We start from the raw sequence: 19016 nt of genomic DNA, 5'->3' as shown, positions 1-19016 counted from the left end.
TGGGACACTATGTCCAGATATCGTATTGATCTCGTTGTGTTCGCGGCAGGTCTCGCCGCGGTGTGCGGCATTGCCGTCGGCTATGTCGGTTCCAACTGGCTCGCGCTGGCCGTCACGCTGCTGATCGGCGCGTTTTATCTGGCGGGCGCGCTCGAATTGCGGCGCTACGGCGCGGCCACGGCCACGCTCGCACGCGCGCTCGACGGCCTGTCCGAGCCGCCGCCGCGGCTTGACGCGTGGCTCGCGCAGTTGCATCCGAGCTTGCGCAATGCGGCGCGACTGCGTATCGAGGGCGAGCGGGTTGCGTTGCCGGGTCCGGCGCTCACCCCGTATCTGGTCGGTTTGCTGGTGCTGCTCGGCATGCTCGGCACGCTGCTCGGCATGGTTGTGACGTTGCGCGGCACGGGCCTCGCGCTCGACAGCGCGACCGATCTGGCTGCGATTCGCGCTTCACTCGCCGCGCCGGTCAAGGGTCTGGGTTTTGCGTTCGGCACTTCCATTGCGGGCGTCGCGAGTTCGGCAATGCTCGGTCTGCTGTCCGCGCTGTGCCGCCGCGATCGGCTTGAGGCTGCGCAGCGGCTCGACGCGACTAGCGCGACCACTTTGCGCATCTATTCGCAGGCACATCAGCGCGACGAGAGCTTGCGCCTTTTGCAGCGGCAAGCGGAGCTGATGCCGACGCTCGTCGACCGTCTGCAAACCATGATGGCCGCAATGGAGCAGCACAGCCTTGTGTTCAACGAGCGTCAACTGGCAAGCCAGGAAGCATTTCACAGCAAGGCGCAGGTTGCTTATGCACGGCTCGCGGCGTCCGTCGAACAGTCGTTGAAGCAAAGCGTCGCCGACAGCACGCGCGCCGCCGGCGAAGCGCTCGAGCCTGTGATGCAGGCAACCATGGCCGGCCTCGCGCGCGAGAGTGCGGCCTTGCAGGCGAACGTTTCGCAGGCGGTGCAGCGGCAACTGGACGGTTTGTCGAGCGGATTCGAGTCGGCTACGGCCAAGGTCGCCGGCATCTGGAACGAGGCGCTCGCCGGCCAGCAGCGTTCGAACGAGGACATGACGCGGCAACTGCGCGCGTCGCTGGAGGGCTTCGCGCAGACTTTCGACGAGCGTTCGGGCGCACTGGTGAGCGGCGTGTCCACGCGCCTCGAAGCTGCGGCGGGGCAGGTCTCCGAGGCCTGGACGGCGGCGCTGGCGCAGCAGCAGCAGACAGGCGAGACAATGGCGGCGCGGCACGAGCAGGCGTTGGCTGCGGCCGCGGCGACCTTCGAGCAGCATTCGGCGTCGTTGCTGCGCGCCGTCGGCGAGTCGCATGCGGACATGCAGACGGTGATGGCGTCGCGCGACGAAGAGCGCCTCGCGGCGTGGTCCACGAAGCTGGACACGATGGTGGCCACGCTCGGCAACGAGTGGCAGCAGGCTGGCGAGCAGAACGAAGCACGGCTTGCGGCATGGACAGCGAAGCTCGACGCGCTCGCGACTTCGCTTGGCGAGACATGGCACCAAGCCGGCGAGCAGAACGAAGCGCGGCTCGCGGCATGGACCGCACAACTCGATTCGCTATCGACCACGCTTGGAGAAACACTGCGGCAATCCGGCGAGCAAAACGAAGCGCGTCTCGCGGCGTGGACCGCGAAGCTCGATTCGCTCGCAACCAGGCTCGGCGATACATGGCAAGAAACCGGCGAGCTTAACGAGGCACGCCTCGCAGCATGGACTGCGCAGCTCGACGCTCTCGCGACTTCGCTGGGCAAGACATGGCGCGAGGCGGGCGAGCAGAACGAAGCACGCCTCGCAGCATGGACGGCGAAGCTCGACTCGCTCGCGACTTCGCTTGGCGAGAAATGGCAACAATCCGGCGAGCAGAATGAAGCGCGCCTCGCAGCATGGACCGCGGAACTCGATTCGCTCTCGACCACGCTTGGACAAACACTGCAACAATCCGGCGAGCAAAACGAAGCACGCCTCGCGGCATGGACCGCGAAGCTCGACGCGCTCGCAACCAGGCTTGACGATACATGGCAACAAGCCGGCCACCAGAACGAAGCGCGCCTCGCCGCATGGACCGCGAAACTCGATTCGCTCGCGGCGACGCTCGGCGACCAGTGGCAGCAGGCGGGCGAGCGCACCGCGAGCCGTCAGCAGCAGATCTGCGACACGTTCGAGCAGACCGCGCGCGACATCTCCGCGCAGACCCAGGCGCATGCGAGCGCAACCATCGCTGAGATTGGGGGCCTCGTGCAAGCGGCCTCCGAGGCGCCGAAAGCCGCAGCCGAAGTGGTCGCCGAATTGCGCCAGAAGCTGTCGGACAGCATGGTGCGCGACACGGCGATGCTGCAGGAGCGCAGCCGCCTGCTGGAAACGCTGGAGACGCTGCTCGACGCGGTCAACCATGCATCCACGGAACAGCGCGTGGCAGTGGACGCGCTGGTTGCGACGTCCGCGGATCTGCTGGAGCGCGTCGGCACCCGCTTCACGGAGAAGGTCGAGGCCGAGGCGGACAAGATCGGCACGATTGCCGCGCAGATCACCGGCGGCGCCGTCGAGGTGGCGAGCCTCGGCGAAGCGTTCGGCGCGGCCGTGCAGTCGTTCGGCGAATCCAACGACAAGCTCGTCGCGCACCTGGAAAGGATCGAAGCGGCGCTCGACAAGTCGCTTGCGCGCAGTGACGAACAGCTTGCGTACTACGTCGCGCAGGCGCGCGAGGTGGTCGATCTGAGCGTGATGTCGCAAAAGCAGATTGTTGAAGATCTGCAGCAGCTCGCGGCGCGGCGCACCGTGGACGGAGTCGAGGCGGCATGAGCGGCATGAGCGAGGACATCGACGGCGGCGTCGAGCCGGGCACGCCGATCTGGGCGGCGTTCGGCGATCTGATGTCCGTGCTGCTCGGCGCGTTCATGCTGATTCTGGTGGCTGTAATCGGCGTGCAGCTCGAACTGTCGAACAAGCTCGAGCAGGAGGTCAAGCAGCGTCAGCTGGAAACGCAACGCCGCAAGACACTCGAAGAGGCGCTGGCGGGCCCGCTCGCGGCCGGCCGCGTGACGCTCGTCAACGGACGCATCGGCATTAGCGGCAACGTGCTGTTCGCGCTGAACTCCGACCAGTTGCAGCCGCAAGGGCGCGATCTGTTGAAGAGTCTCGCCGGCCCGTTGTCCGCCTATCTGCGCGCGAACGACGAGATGCTGATGGTGAGCGGCTTTACCGACGACCAGCGCTTGCGCGAGGGCAATCGTCGTTTCGCGGACAACTGGGAACTCTCCGCGCAGCGGGCGCTGACCGTTACGCGCGCGTTGATCGACGCGGGCGTGCCGGTGTCGTCGGTCTTCGCTGCGGCGTTCGGCTCCGGCCAGCCGGTCAGTTCGAATGCCGACGAGCAAGGGCGCGCGCGCAACCGCCGCGTGGAGATCGCGCCCGTTCCGCGGCTTTCCACGGCCGCGGCGGGAAAGCCCCGCGAGTGATACACAGAGCGACGATATGACAGAAGGAGCCGCCACGCCGCAGACATCGCGCGCGATCCTCGACGCCTGGGCCGCGCGCGGCGCCGACCGGGTCGACCCGCTGCGGTTTCGTTTCATGGACGCGTTCGAGCGGCGCGCCGCCGCGCACAGCGGCGAGGCCCGGCGTGTGCTCGACGCGAAGCTTGCCGCGCTGCTCGAAGCGTATGCGCGGGACGTGGAACGCCGTGACGCTGGTGACGGGAGCGGTCAGCGCGACGAACGCGACCAACGCCACCAGGGCGACCAACGCGACCAACGCGACCAAGGCGACCAAGGCGACCAAGGCGATCAAGGCAAACGCGCCCAGCCCGCCCGGCCCAACGACGAGAACACCAACCCACCCGTCGCAAACACAGCAACTGCGCCCGTCGCCCCCGCTTCCCGAAACGAGCCGACACCCAGCGCGCTCGCCGGACTCGTCGCCGAATTGCAAGCTACGGCGCGACATCTTCAACGCGTTGACGCGGCCTACCCCGAACTCCCCGAGCTGGACTATTTCCGGCAGACGTGGGCCCGGGTTCGCGCCGAGGGGCAGGTGCGGCAGTCGCTGCAACCGGCGCCCGGAAACGCCGGGCCGCTCAACTCAAGCAGTCTCGTGCACCGCTCCCTATCGCTGATGCGCGAGTTGTCGCCGGGCTATCTGAAACAGTTTCTGTCGTATGTCGACGCGTTGTCGTGGATGGAGCAATTGAGCGGCAACGCGCCCGCCAGCAAGGATGCGCCGCGCGCGGCGACGGGCGGCAAGGGCGGGCGCGGCAAGACGCGCTGATGCCTCGCAGCGCGTGACGTGGCATATTGGCGGGCGTAGCCATCGAAAGGAGCCCACCATGCGTATCCAGACCTCATTTCTGTTCGATCTCGACGGCACGCTCGTCGACAGTGTCTACCAGCACGTGCTGGCCTGGAAAGAAGCGCTCGACAGCGAAGGCATTTCGCTGTCCGTGTGGCGCATTCATCGAAAGATCGGCATGAGCGGCGGCCTTTTCACCAACCAGCTTCTACGCGAGACGCACGGCGATATCAGCCCTGAGCGCAGCGAGCGTCTTCGCCAGGCACATGCGGCCGCGTATAAAAGGTTGCGCGCGCAAGTATGTCCGCTGCCGGGCGCGCGCGAACTGCTCGACGCGCTCACGCAAGCGGGCACGCCGTGGGCCGTGGCCACCAGCGGCCGCATGGAAACCGCAGCGGTCAATCTCGAGGCGCTCGGCGTCGATCCGTCGAAAGCCGTCGTCGTGACGCGCGACGACGTCAAATACGCGAAGCCCGACCCCGACCTCTTCATTGCAGCAGCCGAACGTCTTGGCGTCGAGATCGAACACTCGGTGGTGGTGGGCGACAGCATCTGGGACATGCTCGCGGCGCGGCGCTGCCGCGCGCTCGGCGTGGGCCTGCTCTCGGGCGGCTACGGCACAGAAGAGCTGGAGCGCGCCGGTGCCCTCAGGGTCTACGACGACCCCGCGGCGCTGCTGGATCATCTCGACGAAGTGGCCGCACGTCCGTAGCCGGCGGCACGCGCACAGCGCGCGGCCGCGACGCAACCAGGCGGCCGCCGTTCGACAATCTGCTTCGCTTATCCGGTTTTATTCAGGCCGCATACGCCGCCGCAAATGCGCTTAACTTTGTACTGTTAGAGCCGGTAGCCCTGTACTATACCGTTCAACGGAGACCGGCCCGGCGCCAGCAATAGCAGCACCGGCTGCGGCACGCCGGCCTGTTCCACGTGAGCGCATGCGGCGACTGGCGAGCCTGTCACGCTGATCCGCTGCGGCGGTCTGACGAACCACGTGAAAATATGAACAAGTTTATTCGACCACCCGTCTCGTATCCGACCACGGTTGTTTTCGTAGACGACAACGACAACTACCTCGACGCGCTGCGCCGGTTCTTTCCGGATGTTTCCACCAATCTGTTTTTCTCGCGCCCGCAAACGGCGCTTGCGTTCATTCGCCAGCACGCGCGCGAGAATTCGCTGGAATTCGCGCCGGCTTCCGCATGTTTGAGCGAAACGGGTTTTGATCGCTTCGTCGAAACTTCGCCGCAGCGGGACGTGCTGGCGCGCCATTCGCGCTTCGCCGAAGTAGCCGCCGTCGTAGTCGATTACGACATGCCTGGCGTCAGCGGCGTCGAATTTCTGTCATCCATATCCAATCTGCATTGCGCGAAAATTCTGCTCACGGGCGTCGCGGACGAGACCGTTGCCGTGAAAGCATTCAACGCAGGCATTGTCGATCTGTATCTGCGCAAGACCGACGCCGATTCGGCGAACCGGCTCGTCCACTTCCTGAAGGACGCAAAGAGCCGCCATTGCTCCGAGGCAGGCTGGCTCGCGCTGGGCGAGAACGGCATCACCTATTGCGATCCGCGCACCCATAAGGTGATCGACGAAGTGGTGAAGGACAAGGGTATCGTCGAGTATTACTGGCGGCCCGAGCAGAATGCCATTCTGATGTTCGACCGCGAGGGAAGGGCAAGTGTCTTCGTCGCGTGGGCCGAGCACGACTGGATCGCGCAAGGCGAGATCGTCGCGGACGAAAGCGGCCCCGCCGAGTTGCTCAGGCAGATGGCGGTGCGCGACATCATGCCGCTCTTCTGGCCGCATCTCGCCTATCGCTCGAATGTCGAGTTCCGGATGCTGAAGCCGCAGCCCATTCCCGGCTGGGGCGAGGCGTTCTACTGCTGGAGCCCGATAGAGTCGCCCGAAGTGGCCGAAGCCGGCATCAGGCCGCTGACCTTTGCGCAGTGGCGGAGTGAGCGCGCACGCTAACGTCTGCCGGCACGCCGAGCTCCATGTACGCCATTCCAACCGCCTTCGTGTCGGCCATGTTCGTGGTGTTCGGCCTTTACGTGGTCATCACGCAAGGCATCACGAGGCTGTCGGTGCCGTTCCTGCTGATGTGCTCGGCCACTTTCGCGTGGCAGGGCACATGGACCTTGCTGTTTCAGACAGAAGACCCGCACGTAGCGGGCCTGCTGGTGCGCGCCGGCTATCTGTTCATTCTTTTTCTGCCCACCACGTTCTATCACTTCGTCACCGAAGTGGCGGCGCGGCGCCGCGAGCGGCCGGTGTTGCTGGCCTCATATGGGTTGTGTTTCGTGCTCGCGGTCCTGCTGCCCGGCAATGAGGTGGTGTCGGGCTATCGGCACTATTTCTTCGGCTATTATCCGCTCGCCGGTCCCCTGCATCCGTTGCATGTGCTGCAAACGGTGTTGCTCGCGGTGCGCAGCGCGCAGCTTCTCTTCGGCGCGCGCAAGCAGGCGGGCGGCCAGGCGCGACGGCGTCTCGACCTTTGCCTGGCGGCGCTGGGTCTTTACTCATTTGCCGCCGTCGACTACGCGGTCAACTACGGCTATCCGTTCTACCCGCCCGGCGTGCTTTTTATCGCGTTGAGCCTCGGGTTGCTCGCCGTCACCATCGTGCGCTATGACCTGATTCATCCGTATGCGCTCGCGGCCACCATCGCGCATGAAATCGCGACGCCGCTCGCCACCATCGGCATGCACGCGGACGAAATTGCGAGCGTGTGGAGTCATGTGTTCAACGGCTATCGCCTTGCCGTCGCGCACGGCCTTTACGAAGATCATGAGCATTCCGCACAGTCAGAGCGCATTAGCCAACTTGCCACCGCAATCCGGCGCGAAGTGTCGGGCACGAGCGCGATGGTGGAAATGGCGCTCGCTTCGTTTACGCTCGACCGCCTCGATCGCAGCCGTTTCAGCGCGCACGCCGTGCAGCAGTGCGTGAATTCCGCTCTGGAGCGTTATCCGTTTCGCGCCAGCGAACGCGAGCGCGTCACCGTGCTGCCCATCGACGCAACCCTGCGCTTTTCCGGCTCGGACACCGTGGTCGTGTTCGTGTTGTTCAATCTGTTGAAAAACGCGCTGCACGCGATTCATGTGAGCGGCGAAGGGCAGATTACGATTGGCGCGCTGGAGGACCAGGAATTCTGCGTGCTGCAATTCCGCGACACGGGTCCGGGCATTGCGCCCGATGTCCTGCCGCATATCTTCGACGCCTTCTTTTCGACCAAGCGCCACGGCAGCGGCGCGGGAATGGGGCTCGCCTTTTGCCGCCGCGCAGCCGAGCTGCTCGGCGGGAGTATCGAATGCGCTTCTGTGCGCGGCGTGCACACTACGTTTACCGTGCGCCTGCCGCTGCCGGGCTCGGCAGCGGACAGGGCGTTGCCTGAACTGCCGGCGCGCGAGGCACGCCGGCGTTAAGGCCCGGTGGATGGGCCGCGGCCTAATCCTTCAGCGCGGACAACGGCAACTCATACTCCTTCACACGCTCGACTATGCCATCCGGAAAGCGCCGGATCTTGCGGTCGCGCCCTGCGTACAGAATCTGCTGATACCCCTGCGACACCTTGCGCCCGTCGACGCAAAAGCGGAACAGCAAGTACGCCGAGCATTGCCTGACCTGCACGGTGTTCAGATAGCAGTCCACACGCTGGAACGGAAACGTCTCATGCACGTATTCCTGGTGAGCGCGTTTGGTGACGAACATGCCGTCCGAGCCGAGCAGATCATCGTGAATGCACTCGTGGAACCACCGCTCCCGGCACACGCCCTGCCATTCGAAGTAGCGAGCGAAATACGTGTTCATGAAGGCATTCGAGTCTTTTAGATAGATGTCGAACGAATGAACGAAGGTTTTCGGCGCATCCGTTGCCAGCGGATTATCCGAAAGGTGAGCGTTGCCGCGATTCAGAGCTTGAGGGATGACTTCTCGCATCAACATACGATTTTCCTTTTACAGGAACGGCTGCTGGTGGCAGCCACACATGCCTGCCGACAAGGCGGGCACATCCCATTCTCTTGGGGAAATGGACGATGTGGCTATTGGCGCGCGATAAGCGCCATGCGATTCAGGCGCGGCTTGCACAGGGGCGCCTGGATGACGATGCATCCGGCCGACGACAGTGTTGACGCTGCGATTCTTTTGTTCAGTGGGTCAGCCAACAGAACACGCGCAAGCGCGCGGTCGAATGCGCGCATGAGCATAAGAAGCAGGTGAAGTAGTTATGGGCAAGCACGGACGTTTCGCCTGCGCGTGACAAGTGATTTATTGATAGCGCATAACTTTTGTTGCCGATCCTGGTGATCAGGCGAGCCCGGCCTGTTCCGAGAGAAAGCGACACACTTCGGCGTGCATGGCTTGCACGCCGGGGCTTGAATCGATTGCCCGCCAGCAGCCGTGAACGAGTCCCGCACCGATCCACAGCCGCGCCTGTCCGCCGGCCGCCTGAATGCGTTCGACGAACACGCGTGCGTCGTCTCTGAGCGGGTCGTGTTCGGCGCCGATGGCAAGCGTGTGCGGCAACAGGTCATACCGCGCGGCAGCGAGCGGAATGGTCCAGTCGGCGCGCGGCGCGGCTTCGCCCCAGTACATGTCGCGAAACGCGTGAACGTCGGCGAGTGTCAGCATGGGCGCGTGCGCTTCGGTATCGCGTGCGGGTGGCTGTGGGTCCGTGCCGAGCATCGGGTAGATCAGCGCAACGCCGCCGATGCCGGCAACGCCTTCATCGCGCAGAAGCATCGCCACGCTGGCTGCGAGCGTCGCGCCGGCGCTGTCACCGGCGAGTTGCAGTGTGGCGTTCGCGGGCAGGTCGAAAGGCAACCGGTGTTGCAACGCCGCGCGTGTGACTTCCAGACAGTCGTCGTGCGCGGCCGGTGCGCGGTGTTCGGGCGCGAGCCGGTAGTCGACGGCGATCACGTCGAGGCCAGTATCCGCCGCAAGGCGCGCAGTGATGAGCTGATGGCTGTCCAGCGACCCCAGCACGAAGCCTCCGCCGTGGAAGTACAGCACGACGCCGTGCGGCGAACCCTGCGCGCGGGCGCGGTTGCGATACAGGCGCAGCGCTATCGAATGGCCGGCGGCGGTCTGGAAAGGCGCGTCCTCCGTGACGACATGCGGCGGCAATGGCGGCGTCAAAGCGGCCGCATAGCGGTCGTAGATGTCGCGCTGCTCGCGCGGCGTCAAAGACGTGCTGTGCCCCGGATAGACAGCGGCGGCGCGCGCAATGAACGCGGCCATTTGCGGCTCAAGCATGGTGGCTCCGGCTGCGTTGGGCCGCTGCCGGCAGGCCGATCATGCGGCCCGCATAGGCGGCAGCCGGGAGAGCGGCGTGCGCGTCGGCCAGTTCTTTGACGCGCGCCGCGACGTCAGGATCGAACGCGACGGAGCGCGGCCCGCTGGTGTCGACGTGGAGCAGCATCTGCTCGCCCGCGGCCACCGGCGTCCCGCCTTCGTCGGCGAACATCTCCAGATACAGATGCAGCCGCTTCGCGTCATGCGCGAGCACGCGCATATCGACGCGCACACGCGTGCCTTCCTTGATCTCGTGCAGATAGTTGATGTGCGCTTCGAGCGTGTAGATAGAGCGCCCGCGTTGCTTGCGCACGGCGTCGGGCAAACCGATGCGGTCGATCAGTTCGTCGGTCGCGAAGCTGAAAATCAGCATGTAGAACGCGTCGCGCAGATGGCCGTTGTAGTCGACCCATTCCGCGCGCACCGTGTCGCGGTAGCAGGGCAGGGAAGCGGTTTGCGGCATGGTGCGAGGTCTCCTGGTATGTGGGGGGCGTGGTCGGGAGCGCGAGCGGGAGCATGGCTGGGCGCGCTGGCGAGCCCCTGACCTGGCCCATGAGCGGGCACGAGCGGGCCCCTGAGCGGGCTCCTCGGGCGCCGTGCCCGCTCCGCTCGCTGCGCCGCTTGCGCGGCGCAGCTGCGCTCTCTTGCAGCCGGAGCTTCAATCGGCGGGCTGCAGCCCATGCCGGGCCTTGGCTTCGCTGATTGCCGCCAGCACGCTCGTGATGCAGTCGTCGCGATAACGCTCCAGCGCCTTGATCGAGCGCGGGCCGACCTGTTCCGCAGTGCCGTCCACGACGCGGTCGATCAGCTCGTCCGTCAGCTTCGGCGCTACCAGTTTAGTCCACGGCAGCTCCAGCGCGGGGCCGAACTGCTGCATGAAATGGCGCATGCCGGCGTCGCCGCCTGCCAGCGTGTAGGTGAGGAAGGTGCCCATGAACGACCAGCGGATGCCCGCGCCGAAGCGGATGGCGTCGTCGATTTCGCCAGTGGTCGCCACGCCTTCGTTGACCAGATGCAGCGCCTCGCGCCACAGCGCTTCGAGCAGCCGGTCGGCGATGAAGCCCGGCACTTCCTTGCGCACGCGCAGCGGTCGCATAGAAAGCGAACGATAGATGCGCAGCGCGGCGTCGATGGTGTCGGCTGCCGTGCTCTCGCCGCCGAGCACTTCGACGAGCGGCAGCAGATAGACCGGATTGAACGGATGCCCGACGATGCAGCGCTGCGGGTTGACGGCCCGCGCATAGAAGTCGCTCGGCAACAGGCCCGAGGTCGACGAGGCAATGATCGCGTCCGGCTTCGCGGCACGGCTGATCTGCTCGTGCAACGCGAGCTTCAGTTCCTCGCGCTCGGGCGCGCTTTCCTGGATGAAGTCGGCTTGCGCGACGCAGGCTTCGATCGTATCGACAAAGCGCAGCCTCGCTTGCGAAGCGCCTTGCGCGAGTCCGACCCGCTCGAGCGCAGGCCACGCATTCGCCACGTTGTCGCGCAACTGCTTTTCCGCGCCGGGTGCCGGGTCCCAGGCGAATACATCGAGGCCGTGGGCGAGCGCGCGCGCCACCCAGCCGCTGCCGATCACGCCCGCGCCGATTGCGGCGAATGTTTTGATATCGACGATCACTGCCATTGCTAAGGTTTCCTTGTTTGCCTATGAGTTTTTCCGGGTGCTCAAGCGTATGCGTCGGCCACGCGCCGTTCGAGCGGCCGTTCGCCGCGCGCGGGCAGGCCGAGCTTGCGGCGGCCCTCGGCAGGCGTCAGCGCGCGTGCGCCGAGACGCTCGATAATTTCCACCGCGCGCTGCACCAGCGTCCCATTGGTTGCGTGCACACCTTTATCGAGCCAGATGTTGTCTTCGAGGCCCACGCGCACATGGCCGCCGAGCAGAATGGCCTGCGCGACCATCGGCATCTGCATGCGGCCTATGCCGAAGCCGGCCCATTGCGCGCCGGCGGGCAGGTTGTCAACCATCGCTTTCATCGTCGTGGTGTCGGCGGGCGCGCCCCAGGGGATGCCCAGGCACAACTGGAAAAGCGGTGGCGCGTCGAGCAGTCCTTCCTTGAGCAACTGTTTGGCGAACCACAGGTGGCCCGTATCGAAGATCTCCAGTTCAGGCTTCACGCCCAGTTCCTGGATGCGTTTCGCGCCCGCGCGCAATTGCGCAGGCGTCGACACGTAGATGTAGTCGCCGTCGCCGAAATTGAGCGTGCCGCAGTCGAGCGTGCAGATTTCGGGCAGCAGTTCCTCGACGTGCGCGAGGCGCGTCAGGCCGCCCACCAGGTCCGTGTTCGCGCCAAAGCGCATCGGGTCTTCGCCGGGGCCGATCTCCAGATCGCCGCCCATGCCCGCGGTCAGATTGATGATGACGTCCGTGCCCGACGAGCGGATTCTGTCCACCACCTCGCGATACAGTTGCGGGTCGCGGCTGCCGCGGCCGGTCTGCGGATCGCGCACATGGCAATGCGCAACGGTGGCGCCGGCCTTCGCCGCTTCGATTGCGGCCTCGGCGATCTGCTTCGGCGTAACGGGAATGGCCGGGTGCTTGCCGACGGTATCGCCGGCGCCGGTGACCGCGCAGGTCACGATGACTTCATGGTTCATGCGTACAGGTTCCTCTGGTTGTTCAGTGCGCCACTCGTGAAACTTAAAGCCCGAGGTAAGCCTTGACCGCGGGCAGACCGTCCTTGCCGTCGTAGGTCTTCACGCCGGCGAGCCATGCGTCGAGTACCTGCGGGTTTTTCTTCAGATACGCCTTTGCGGCATCGGCGGGCTTTTCCTTGTTCATGACCGACTGCATCACCACGTTTTCCAACTGCGTGGAAAAGCGCAGGTTGCTCACGAGCTTGCCCGCGTTCGGGCAGCGCGTCAGATAGTCGGGGGAGGTCAGCGTGTACACGCGAGCCTCGCCGTCGTTCGGGCCGAATACGCCGTCGCTGCCGGACAGATATTTCATGTCGATCTGAATGTTCATCGGATGCGGTTCCCAGCCGAGAAACACTACCCATTTCTTGTCGCGGATCGCGCGTTCCACTGAAACCAGCATGCCCGCTTCGCTCGATTCAACCAGCTTGAAGCCGCCGAGGCCGAACTTGTTGGTGGCGATCATTTTCTGAATGGCCGCGTTGGCGCTGCTGCCGGGCTCGATGCCGTAGATCTTGCCGTCGAGCTGATCGCGATGTTTGGCGATGTCGGCGAAGGTTTTCAGGCCCGCGTCATACGCATAGCCTGGCACCGCGAAGGTGGCCTTCGCGCCGGTCAGGTTCGGCGGTTGCAGCACATCGATGGCTTTGGACTCGACGAACGGCGCGATCGCTTTCTCCTGGACAGGCCACCAGTAGCCGAGCGACACGTCGAGCTGTTTGCTCTTCAGGCCGGCAAACGAAATGGGCACCGAAGCGACGGTTGTCACCGGCTGGTAACCGAGCCCTTCGAAGACGGTGGAGGCGAGCGCGGTGGTCGACGTGATGTCGGTCCAGCCAATGTCCGCGAAGCGCACGGCACGGCAGGCGGCCGGGTCTTGGGCCGACGCAGGCAGCGCGGTGACGGCGGCAACGCAGGCGGCGGCCGCGGTGCAAGCGAGCCGGGCCCGTCGCCCAGCTTGTGTGGACTGGCCGCGCCGGGCAAATTGGGCGAGCAGCGTTTTGATGCGTGACTTCATGACCTTCCCCTATTGACGCCGATGTACGTCTGTTAGCGTTTTCGAAAGGAGTCGCCCCGATGTTCCAATGCAAAGGGCGGCCCGCCGGCAAGTGATGCACGAGGTGCTACATGAACCGGTGAATCGTGCGTACGGAATGGCACTAACGTTAATGCCCCATATTGCTGCCAAAGCGACCGTCAGCGACCCCTTCTTGCTTCTGCGCGACAACGAGGGAAAACCACCAGGGGCATGCGGTGGCATGCGTCGGCCCGAGTTCGCGGTGGCGGCACGCGCCTGCATTGCAACGCAGCATGCGCCCACAACGATTTTTGGCGCGCCTTGTCCGCTCGCTGCGCGCTTGCTACGCTCGCCGGGAACCGCGCGTTCACGTTCGCCTGCGCGCCCGGCTTGTGTGCCCTTTTCGGATTCCCGCGAGATGCCTGAAGAAATATCTTTCCTGCTGCTGCCGGGCTATTCGGCGATCGGCTTCATGTCGGCTGTCGAGCCGTTGCGCGTGGCGAACCGCTTTCGCGGCGAGCTGTACCGCTGGCGCATTGTCAGTCTGGACGGCGCGCCGGTCGCGGCCAGCAACGGCATTTCGATCAACGCCGACGCGGCAATTGGCGAGCTGGACGAAGCGGGCAACGTGAGCAAGGGTAGCGACGGGGAAAAGTCTCGCGGCGGCGCCACGCTCTTTGTGGTCGCGGGCTTCGAGCCGCTCGCGTACTACACGCGCGAACTCGGCGAGCGGCTAAAGCGGCTCGCGCGCGCGGGCGCGACGCTCGGCGGCATCGACACCGGCAGCTTCGTGCTTGCGGAAGCGGGGCTTTTCGGCAGCGCGGACAACGTGACCGTGCATTGGGAGGCGCTGTCGGCATTTCGCGAGCGTTACCCGTCGCTGGATGCCAGTCAGGAACTCTTCGAAATCGGCGCGCGGCGCATCACCTGCGCGGGCGGCACTGCGTCGATCGACATGATGCTCGACCTGATCGGCCGCAAGCATGGCGCCGCTCTGGCGTCGGCGGTGTCGGAGCAATTCGTGGTGAGCCGCATCCGCCAGCGTTCCGATCATCAGCGCATGGAGATTGCCGCGCGCTACGGCGTGCACAATCGCAAGCTGATACAGGTGATCGGCGTGATGGAGCAGCATATGGAAGAGCCGCTCACGCCCGACCGGCTCGCTCAGGAAATCGGCGTGACGCGCCGGCAATTGGAACGGCTCTTCTGCGCGTCGCTGAAGGACACCCCCACGCACTTCTATCTGCAATTGCGGCTTGGCCGCGCGCGCGAACTGCTGCAACAGACCGACATGTCGATCACGTCGATTTGCGTCGCTTGCGGGTTCGAGTCCCCGTCGCATTTTTCGCGGACGTATCGTGCGCGCTTCGGCATGAGTCCGAGAAGCGACCGGCAACCGGGCGGCGGGTTGGTGCCGCCCAAAGCGCAAATCGGCGCACGAGCCGGCGAATTGGCGCGCGTCCCGCAACAGTGAATTCGCGGATTCGGGGTTTACCCTAGGTCGTCTGCCTCCTAGACTGTGTCCATCTGCTGAAGACAACCGCCTTCAGCGCCTGACAAAACAATCTCTGGAGGTAGTTATCATGAAATCGCTGATCGAAGCCGCTGTTATTGCTGCTCTTATTTCCGCACCGCTTGCGGCCTTCGCGCAGTCGAACCAGCCGGTCACGCGCGCTCAGGTTCGCGCCGAGCTGATCCAACTGGAAAAGGCCGGCTACAATCCGGCCACTGCGAACGACTACGAGTACCCGGAGAACATCCAGGCCGCCGAAGCGCGCGTTGCCGCGCAGAACGGTACGGCCCAGACGAGCGGTTACGGTTCGGCGACCAACGGTTCATCGCAAGGGGGGAGCCGCGCCGAGGTTACGTCGAGCTCGTATTCGGCTCCGGTGTATGTCGCCCACTAAGTGAGCGCGGCGCTGCTGGCCGCGCCATAAGTGTGAAAGACAGGCGCCAAAGACAGGCGCCAAAGAAAAACGGCACGCCAGGGCGTGCCGTTTTCACGTTCAGACACCCCCCACGCACATGTACTTGATGACGACGTAATCGTCGATCCCGTAGTGCGAGCCTTCACGCCCAAGACCGGATTGCTTGACGCCGCCGAACGGCGCGACTTCGTTCGAGATCAGGCCGGTATTGATGCCGACCATGCCGTATTCGAGCGCCTCGGCAACGCGCCACACGCGCCCAATGTCGCGGCTATAGAAGTACGACGCGAGGCCGAACTCCGTATCGTTCGCCAGCCGGATTACTTCCTCGTCCGATGAAAAGCGGAACAGCGGCGCAAGCGGACCGAAGGTTTCGTCGCGCGCAACCTTCATGTCGGGTGTCACGTCCGCGAGCACGGTCGGCTCGAAAAAGCCGTGACCGAGCGCGTGACGCTTGCCGCCCGTGACCACCCGCGCGCCTTTGGCAAGCGCGTCTTCGATATGCGATTCGACCTTGAGCACAGCCGCCTCGTTGATCAACGGACCTTGCGTGACCCCCGCCTCGGTGCCGCGCCCCACCTTCAGTTGCTCGACGGCGGCGCACAGCTTTTCGGCGAATGCGTCGTACACCTTGTCGTGCACGTAGAAGCGGTTGGTGCAAACGCAGGTCTGGCCGCTGTTGCGATACTTCGACGCGATCGCGCCGGCCACGGCGGCGTCGAGATCGGCGTCGTCGAACACGATGAACGGCGCGTTGCCGCCCAGTTCCAGCGATACCTTCTTCACAGTGGGCGCGCACTGCGCCATCAACAAACGTCCAACCGGCGTCGAGCCCGTGAACGAGAGCTTGCGCACAATCGGGTTGCTGGTCATTTCCGCGCCGATCGCTTTGGGCTCGCCGGTCACCACATTGAACACGCCGCGCGGCACGCCCGCGCGCTCGGCCAGCAGGGCGAGCGCGAGCGCCGAGAGCGGCGTGGCTTCAGCCGGTTTGACGATGATCGGACAGCCCGCCGCGAGTGCCGGACCGACCTTGCGAGTGATCATTGCAGCCGGGAAATTCCACGGCGTAATGGCTGCGCAGACGCCGACCGGCTCCTTCGTCACGACAATGCGCTTGTCGCTCGCGGGCGTCGGGATGGTGTCGCCGGTCACGCGCTTCGCTTCTTCCCCGAACCATTCGAGGAAGGACGCCGCGTACTGGATCTCGCCCTTCGCCTCGGCAAGCGGCTTGCCCTGCTCGGTGGTCAGGATCAGCGCGAGATCGTCGGCATGCTCGACCATCAGGTCGTGCCATTTGCGCAGGATCGCCGCGCGCTGCTTTGCGGTGCTCGCGCGCCAGGCGGGCCACGCGGCGTTCGCTGCGGCGACGGCGCGGCGCGTTTCCGCCGTGCCCATGCGCGGCACCGTGCCGATCGTTTCTCCCGTTGCCGGGTTCACGACTTCGAAGCTCGCGCCGTCGTCCGCGCCTTGCCATTCTCCGGCGATGTACGCGGTGCTCTTCAGCAGAGCCGGATCTTGCAGAGTCAGTGTGGCCATGTTTGCATTCCTCACGCGGCGACAGCAACGCTGTCCTTAATCACGTCTTCGAGAATGGCGAGCGCCTCGTCGAACACGGCGTCCTGAATCGTCAACGGGAACAGGAAGCGCACCACGTTCGAATAGACGCCGCATACGAGCAGCAGCAGGCCGCGTTCGAGCGCGCGTGCCTGCACGCGCTTCGTGAAGTCGGCGTCCGGCTCGCTGCTGCCTGGCTTGCAGAACTCGACGGCCACCATGCCGCCGGGGCCGCGCACATCGGCGATGTGTGGCGCGTCTTTTTGCAGCGCGAGCAGTCTGGCTTTGACGCGCTCGCCCAGAACGCTAGCGCGTTCACACAGATTTTCTTCGTCGATGATGTCTAGCACCGCATGCGCGGCGGCGAGCGCGAGCGGATTGCCGGCATATGTGCCGCCTAGACCGCCGGGCGCCGCGGCGTCCATCACGTCGGCGCGGCCAATCACGCCCGACAGCGGCATGCCGCCCGCCAAGCTCTTGGCGACCGTCATCAGGTCGGGCACCACGTCGTAGTGGTGCATAGCGAACAGTTTGCCGGTGCGGGCAAAGCCGGTTTGCACTTCGTCTGCGATCAGCAGAATGCCGTGCTCGTTGCACAGCTTGCGCAGCGCGCGCACGAACTCGACTGGCGCCGGATAAAACCCGCCTTCGCCCTGGACCGGCTCGAAGATGATCGCGGCCACGCGTTTCGGGTCGATGTCGGCCTTGAACAGGAATTCGAGCGCTTTCAGAGAATCGGCGGTGCTCACGCCGTGCAGCGGATTGGGAAACGGCGCATGGAACACGTCGGACGGAAACGGGCCGAAGCCGAGCTTGTACGGCGCGACCTTGCCGGTGAGCGCCATGCCCATCAGCGTGCGGCCGTGAAAGCCGCCCGTGAAGGCGATCACGCCCGGACGGCCGGTCGCGGCGCGCGCAATCTTGATCGCGTTTTCGACAGCCTCGGCGCCGGTGGTGAAAAAGGCAGTCTTCTTCGGATGATCGCCGGGTGCGCGCTGGTTGAGTTTTTCCGCAAGCTCCACGTAGGACGCATACGGCACGATCTGATACGCGGTGTGTATGAAATGATCCATCTGGTCGCGCAGCGCCGCGACGATCTTCGGATGACGGTGGCCCGTATTGCACACCGCGATGCCCGCGGCGAAGTCGATAAAGCGGCGGCCTTCCACATCCCACAGCTCGGCGTTTTCCGCGCGCTCGGCGTAAAAATCGCACATTACGCCGACGCCGCGCGGCGTGGCTGCGTCCTTGCGGCTCTTCAATTCTGCGTTCTTCAGGTTCATCGCGTGGCTCCTCGCTGGTCGGCGGACGCCGCGCATGAAGGCGCGGCACATGCAGCGACTATAGTGAGATTTGGCTCTGGACTTCAGAGCCATTTCTATAAGAATGTAGGAGCCATTTGCGCGGGCGAGCGGCGCGAACAACCGCGTCAGATGCGGATCAGCACCGCGCCCAACGTGACGAGCGCGCAGGCCGCGACACGCCGGGGCGTGAGCTTCTCGTGCATGAAGAGCCAGCCGATCAGCACCGCGAAGATCGAGCTCAACTCGCGCAGCGCCGACACCATTGCGATAGGCAGATAGCGATACGCCTCGATAATCAGGCAATAGGCGATGAGCGCCAGCGCGCCCGCCGCAATGCCCTTCGTCACCGCCGCGCGGCTGACGAACAGTCCTTTCGCGCCGCCGCGCCAATGCCACGCAAGCAGGAACTGCGGTACGTTCCAGAGCAGATAGACCCACATGATGTAACTCAGGCCGTTGCCCGCGACGCGCGCACCGATGCGGTCCACAACCGAATACGTCGCGATGAACAAGCCGGTGAGAAGCGCGAACGGTACGCTTTCGCCGGAAAAGCGCATACCGCGGCGAAACGCGAGCGAGACGATGCCGCACGACACCAGCGCGACGCCGGTGGCAGCGAGCGGCTTCAGCGACTCCTGCGCAAATACGAGTGCGCCGACAAACACCAGCATGGGCGACAGACCGCGCGCAATCGGATAGATCTGGCCGAAGTCGCCGCTTCGGTAAGCGCGGATCAGCGCGAGCAGATAGCCGAACTCCAGCAGCACCGACGCGAAGATATACGGCCATGCAGCCGGCGCGGGCATGGGTAACACGAGCACGCCGACGGCGCTCACGGCGAGGTACGGAATGGCCATCATACCCAGCAGCCACACACGGTCTTGCGACAGATGCAGCGACGCGTTCCAGCTGGCGTGCAGCAGCGCCGACAGCAGGACCAGCAAGACGACGGAGGTTTGCATGGAAGTCGAACAGTGGGCGCGGGTGGGC

Annotated in this window: 17 protein-coding genes; 8 read left to right on the top strand and 9 right to left on the bottom strand. The window is 64.9% G+C overall.

Annotated features, from left to right (window positions below):
• The first annotated feature begins 9 nt into the window (after positions 1–9).
• The 6 genes from F757_RS0130005 to F757_RS0129980 all read left to right on the top strand — a co-directional run bounded on the left by F757_RS0130005 (position 10) and on the right by F757_RS0129980 (position 7715).
• On the top strand, positions 10–2802 hold the full coding sequence (locus F757_RS0130005) for a DUF802 domain-containing protein (protein ID WP_027214554.1): 2793 nt from the start codon (positions 10–12) through the stop codon (positions 2800–2802).
• 5 nt (positions 2803–2807) lie between these two features.
• Entirely contained in the window at positions 2808–3458 is a 651-nt protein-coding gene (locus F757_RS0130000) for an OmpA family protein (RefSeq protein WP_027214553.1), read from the top strand.
• Positions 3459–3474: 16 nt separating this feature from the next.
• On the top strand, positions 3475–4266 hold the full coding sequence (locus F757_RS0129995) for a DUF2894 domain-containing protein (protein WP_027214552.1): 792 nt from the start codon (positions 3475–3477) through the stop codon (positions 4264–4266).
• Positions 4267–4324: 58 nt separating this feature from the next.
• Positions 4325–4999: an HAD family hydrolase gene (locus tag F757_RS0129990; protein WP_027214551.1), complete on the top strand. Its 675-nt coding sequence runs from the start codon at positions 4325–4327 to the stop codon at positions 4997–4999.
• A gap of 290 nt (positions 5000–5289) precedes the next feature.
• The gene (locus F757_RS0129985) at positions 5290–6261 is read left to right on the top strand and encodes a response regulator (protein WP_027214550.1); all 972 of its coding nucleotides are present in this window, start codon (positions 5290–5292) and stop codon (positions 6259–6261) included.
• Positions 6262–6284: 23 nt separating this feature from the next.
• Positions 6285–7715, top strand: a complete 1431-nt coding sequence (locus F757_RS0129980; RefSeq protein WP_027214549.1) for a sensor histidine kinase — start codon at positions 6285–6287, stop codon at positions 7713–7715.
• Positions 7716–7737: 22 nt separating this feature from the next.
• On the opposite strand, the gene F757_RS0129975 is transcribed toward F757_RS0129980, so the two are convergent.
• From F757_RS0129975 to F757_RS0129945, 6 genes are all read right to left on the bottom strand, one after another.
• Positions 7738–8235 (bottom strand): acyl-CoA thioesterase, encoded by a 498-nt coding sequence (locus F757_RS0129975; protein WP_027214548.1) that lies wholly within the window; start codon positions 8233–8235, stop codon positions 7738–7740.
• A gap of 363 nt (positions 8236–8598) precedes the next feature.
• The gene (locus F757_RS0129965; RefSeq protein WP_027214547.1) at positions 8599–9546 is read right to left on the bottom strand and encodes an alpha/beta hydrolase; all 948 of its coding nucleotides are present in this window, start codon (positions 9544–9546) and stop codon (positions 8599–8601) included.
• The gene (locus F757_RS0129960) at positions 9539–10048 is read right to left on the bottom strand and encodes a thioesterase family protein (RefSeq protein WP_027214546.1); all 510 of its coding nucleotides are present in this window, start codon (positions 10046–10048) and stop codon (positions 9539–9541) included. Before F757_RS0129960 ends, F757_RS0129965 begins: the two co-directional genes overlap by 8 nt.
• Before the next feature lie 195 nt (positions 10049–10243).
• Positions 10244–11209 carry an L-carnitine dehydrogenase gene (locus F757_RS0129955; RefSeq protein ID WP_027214545.1) on the bottom strand — a complete coding sequence of 322 codons (966 nt, stop codon included), beginning with the start codon at positions 11207–11209 and terminating at the stop codon, positions 10244–10246.
• A 41-nt stretch (positions 11210–11250) separates the two neighbouring features.
• Positions 11251–12180, bottom strand: a complete 930-nt coding sequence (locus F757_RS0129950; RefSeq protein ID WP_027214544.1) for a 3-keto-5-aminohexanoate cleavage protein — start codon at positions 12178–12180, stop codon at positions 11251–11253.
• A 43-nt stretch (positions 12181–12223) separates the two neighbouring features.
• Positions 12224–13237 carry a choline ABC transporter substrate-binding protein gene (locus tag F757_RS0129945; RefSeq protein ID WP_027214543.1) on the bottom strand — a complete coding sequence of 338 codons (1014 nt, stop codon included), beginning with the start codon at positions 13235–13237 and terminating at the stop codon, positions 12224–12226.
• A 418-nt stretch (positions 13238–13655) separates the two neighbouring features.
• Between F757_RS0129945 and F757_RS0129940 the strand changes: the two genes are divergently transcribed.
• Together F757_RS0129940 and F757_RS0129935 are read left to right on the top strand one after the other, a co-directional pair.
• Positions 13656–14711, top strand: a complete 1056-nt coding sequence (locus tag F757_RS0129940) for a GlxA family transcriptional regulator (RefSeq protein ID WP_027214542.1) — start codon at positions 13656–13658, stop codon at positions 14709–14711.
• A 109-nt stretch (positions 14712–14820) separates the two neighbouring features.
• Positions 14821–15144 carry a DUF4148 domain-containing protein gene (locus F757_RS0129935; RefSeq protein WP_027214541.1) on the top strand — a complete coding sequence of 108 codons (324 nt, stop codon included), beginning with the start codon at positions 14821–14823 and terminating at the stop codon, positions 15142–15144.
• A gap of 99 nt (positions 15145–15243) precedes the next feature.
• On the opposite strand, the gene gabD is transcribed toward F757_RS0129935, so the two are convergent.
• The 3 genes from gabD to F757_RS0129920 all read right to left on the bottom strand — a co-directional run bounded on the left by gabD (position 15244) and on the right by F757_RS0129920 (position 18988).
• Positions 15244–16704 (bottom strand): NADP-dependent succinate-semialdehyde dehydrogenase, encoded by a 1461-nt coding sequence (gene gabD / locus F757_RS0129930; protein ID WP_027214540.1) that lies wholly within the window; start codon positions 16702–16704, stop codon positions 15244–15246.
• Positions 16705–16715: 11 nt separating this feature from the next.
• On the bottom strand, positions 16716–18005 hold the full coding sequence (locus F757_RS0129925; RefSeq protein ID WP_035467711.1) for a 4-aminobutyrate--2-oxoglutarate transaminase: 1290 nt from the start codon (positions 18003–18005) through the stop codon (positions 16716–16718).
• A 146-nt stretch (positions 18006–18151) separates the two neighbouring features.
• Positions 18152–18988, bottom strand: coding sequence for a DMT family transporter (locus F757_RS0129920; RefSeq protein ID WP_027214538.1), 837 nt, complete (start codon positions 18986–18988; stop codon positions 18152–18154).
• Between the last annotated feature and the right edge of the window lie 28 nt (positions 18989–19016).

This window comes from Burkholderia sp. WSM2232 (assembly GCF_000472545.1).
Classification (GTDB): domain Bacteria; phylum Pseudomonadota; class Gammaproteobacteria; order Burkholderiales; family Burkholderiaceae; genus Paraburkholderia.
The sequence above is the reverse complement of the archived record's forward strand: the minus strand, read 5'-3'. Positions and strand labels throughout refer to the sequence as shown.

What these genes read in the sequence shown, in the direction of transcription:
- F757_RS0130005 (WP_027214554.1), top strand. Translation starts at nt 10, where the DNA reads ATGTCCAGATATCGTATTGATCTCGTTGTGTTCGCGGCAGGTCTCGCC.
- F757_RS0130000 (WP_027214553.1), top strand. Translation starts at nt 2,808, where the DNA reads ATGAGCGAGGACATCGACGGCGGCGTCGAGCCGGGCACGCCGATCTGG.
- F757_RS0129995 (WP_027214552.1), top strand. Translation starts at nt 3,475, where the DNA reads ATGACAGAAGGAGCCGCCACGCCGCAGACATCGCGCGCGATCCTCGAC.
- F757_RS0129990 (WP_027214551.1), top strand. Translation starts at nt 4,325, where the DNA reads ATGCGTATCCAGACCTCATTTCTGTTCGATCTCGACGGCACGCTCGTC.
- F757_RS0129985 (WP_027214550.1), top strand. Translation starts at nt 5,290, where the DNA reads ATGAACAAGTTTATTCGACCACCCGTCTCGTATCCGACCACGGTTGTT.
- F757_RS0129980 (WP_027214549.1), top strand. Translation starts at nt 6,285, where the DNA reads ATGTACGCCATTCCAACCGCCTTCGTGTCGGCCATGTTCGTGGTGTTC.
- F757_RS0129975 (WP_027214548.1), bottom strand. Translation starts at nt 8,235, where the DNA reads ATGTTGATGCGAGAAGTCATCCCTCAAGCTCTGAATCGCGGCAACGCT.
- F757_RS0129965 (WP_027214547.1), bottom strand. Translation starts at nt 9,546, where the DNA reads ATGCTTGAGCCGCAAATGGCCGCGTTCATTGCGCGCGCCGCCGCTGTC.
- F757_RS0129960 (WP_027214546.1), bottom strand. Translation starts at nt 10,048, where the DNA reads ATGCCGCAAACCGCTTCCCTGCCCTGCTACCGCGACACGGTGCGCGCG.
- F757_RS0129955 (WP_027214545.1), bottom strand. Translation starts at nt 11,209, where the DNA reads ATGGCAGTGATCGTCGATATCAAAACATTCGCCGCAATCGGCGCGGGC.
- F757_RS0129950 (WP_027214544.1), bottom strand. Translation starts at nt 12,180, where the DNA reads ATGAACCATGAAGTCATCGTGACCTGCGCGGTCACCGGCGCCGGCGAT.
- F757_RS0129945 (WP_027214543.1), bottom strand. Translation starts at nt 13,237, where the DNA reads ATGAAGTCACGCATCAAAACGCTGCTCGCCCAATTTGCCCGGCGCGGC.
- F757_RS0129940 (WP_027214542.1), top strand. Translation starts at nt 13,656, where the DNA reads ATGCCTGAAGAAATATCTTTCCTGCTGCTGCCGGGCTATTCGGCGATC.
- F757_RS0129935 (WP_027214541.1), top strand. Translation starts at nt 14,821, where the DNA reads ATGAAATCGCTGATCGAAGCCGCTGTTATTGCTGCTCTTATTTCCGCA.
- gabD (WP_027214540.1), bottom strand. Translation starts at nt 16,704, where the DNA reads ATGGCCACACTGACTCTGCAAGATCCGGCTCTGCTGAAGAGCACCGCG.
- F757_RS0129925 (WP_035467711.1), bottom strand. Translation starts at nt 18,005, where the DNA reads ATGAACCTGAAGAACGCAGAATTGAAGAGCCGCAAGGACGCAGCCACG.
- F757_RS0129920 (WP_027214538.1), bottom strand. Translation starts at nt 18,988, where the DNA reads ATGCAAACCTCCGTCGTCTTGCTGGTCCTGCTGTCGGCGCTGCTGCAC.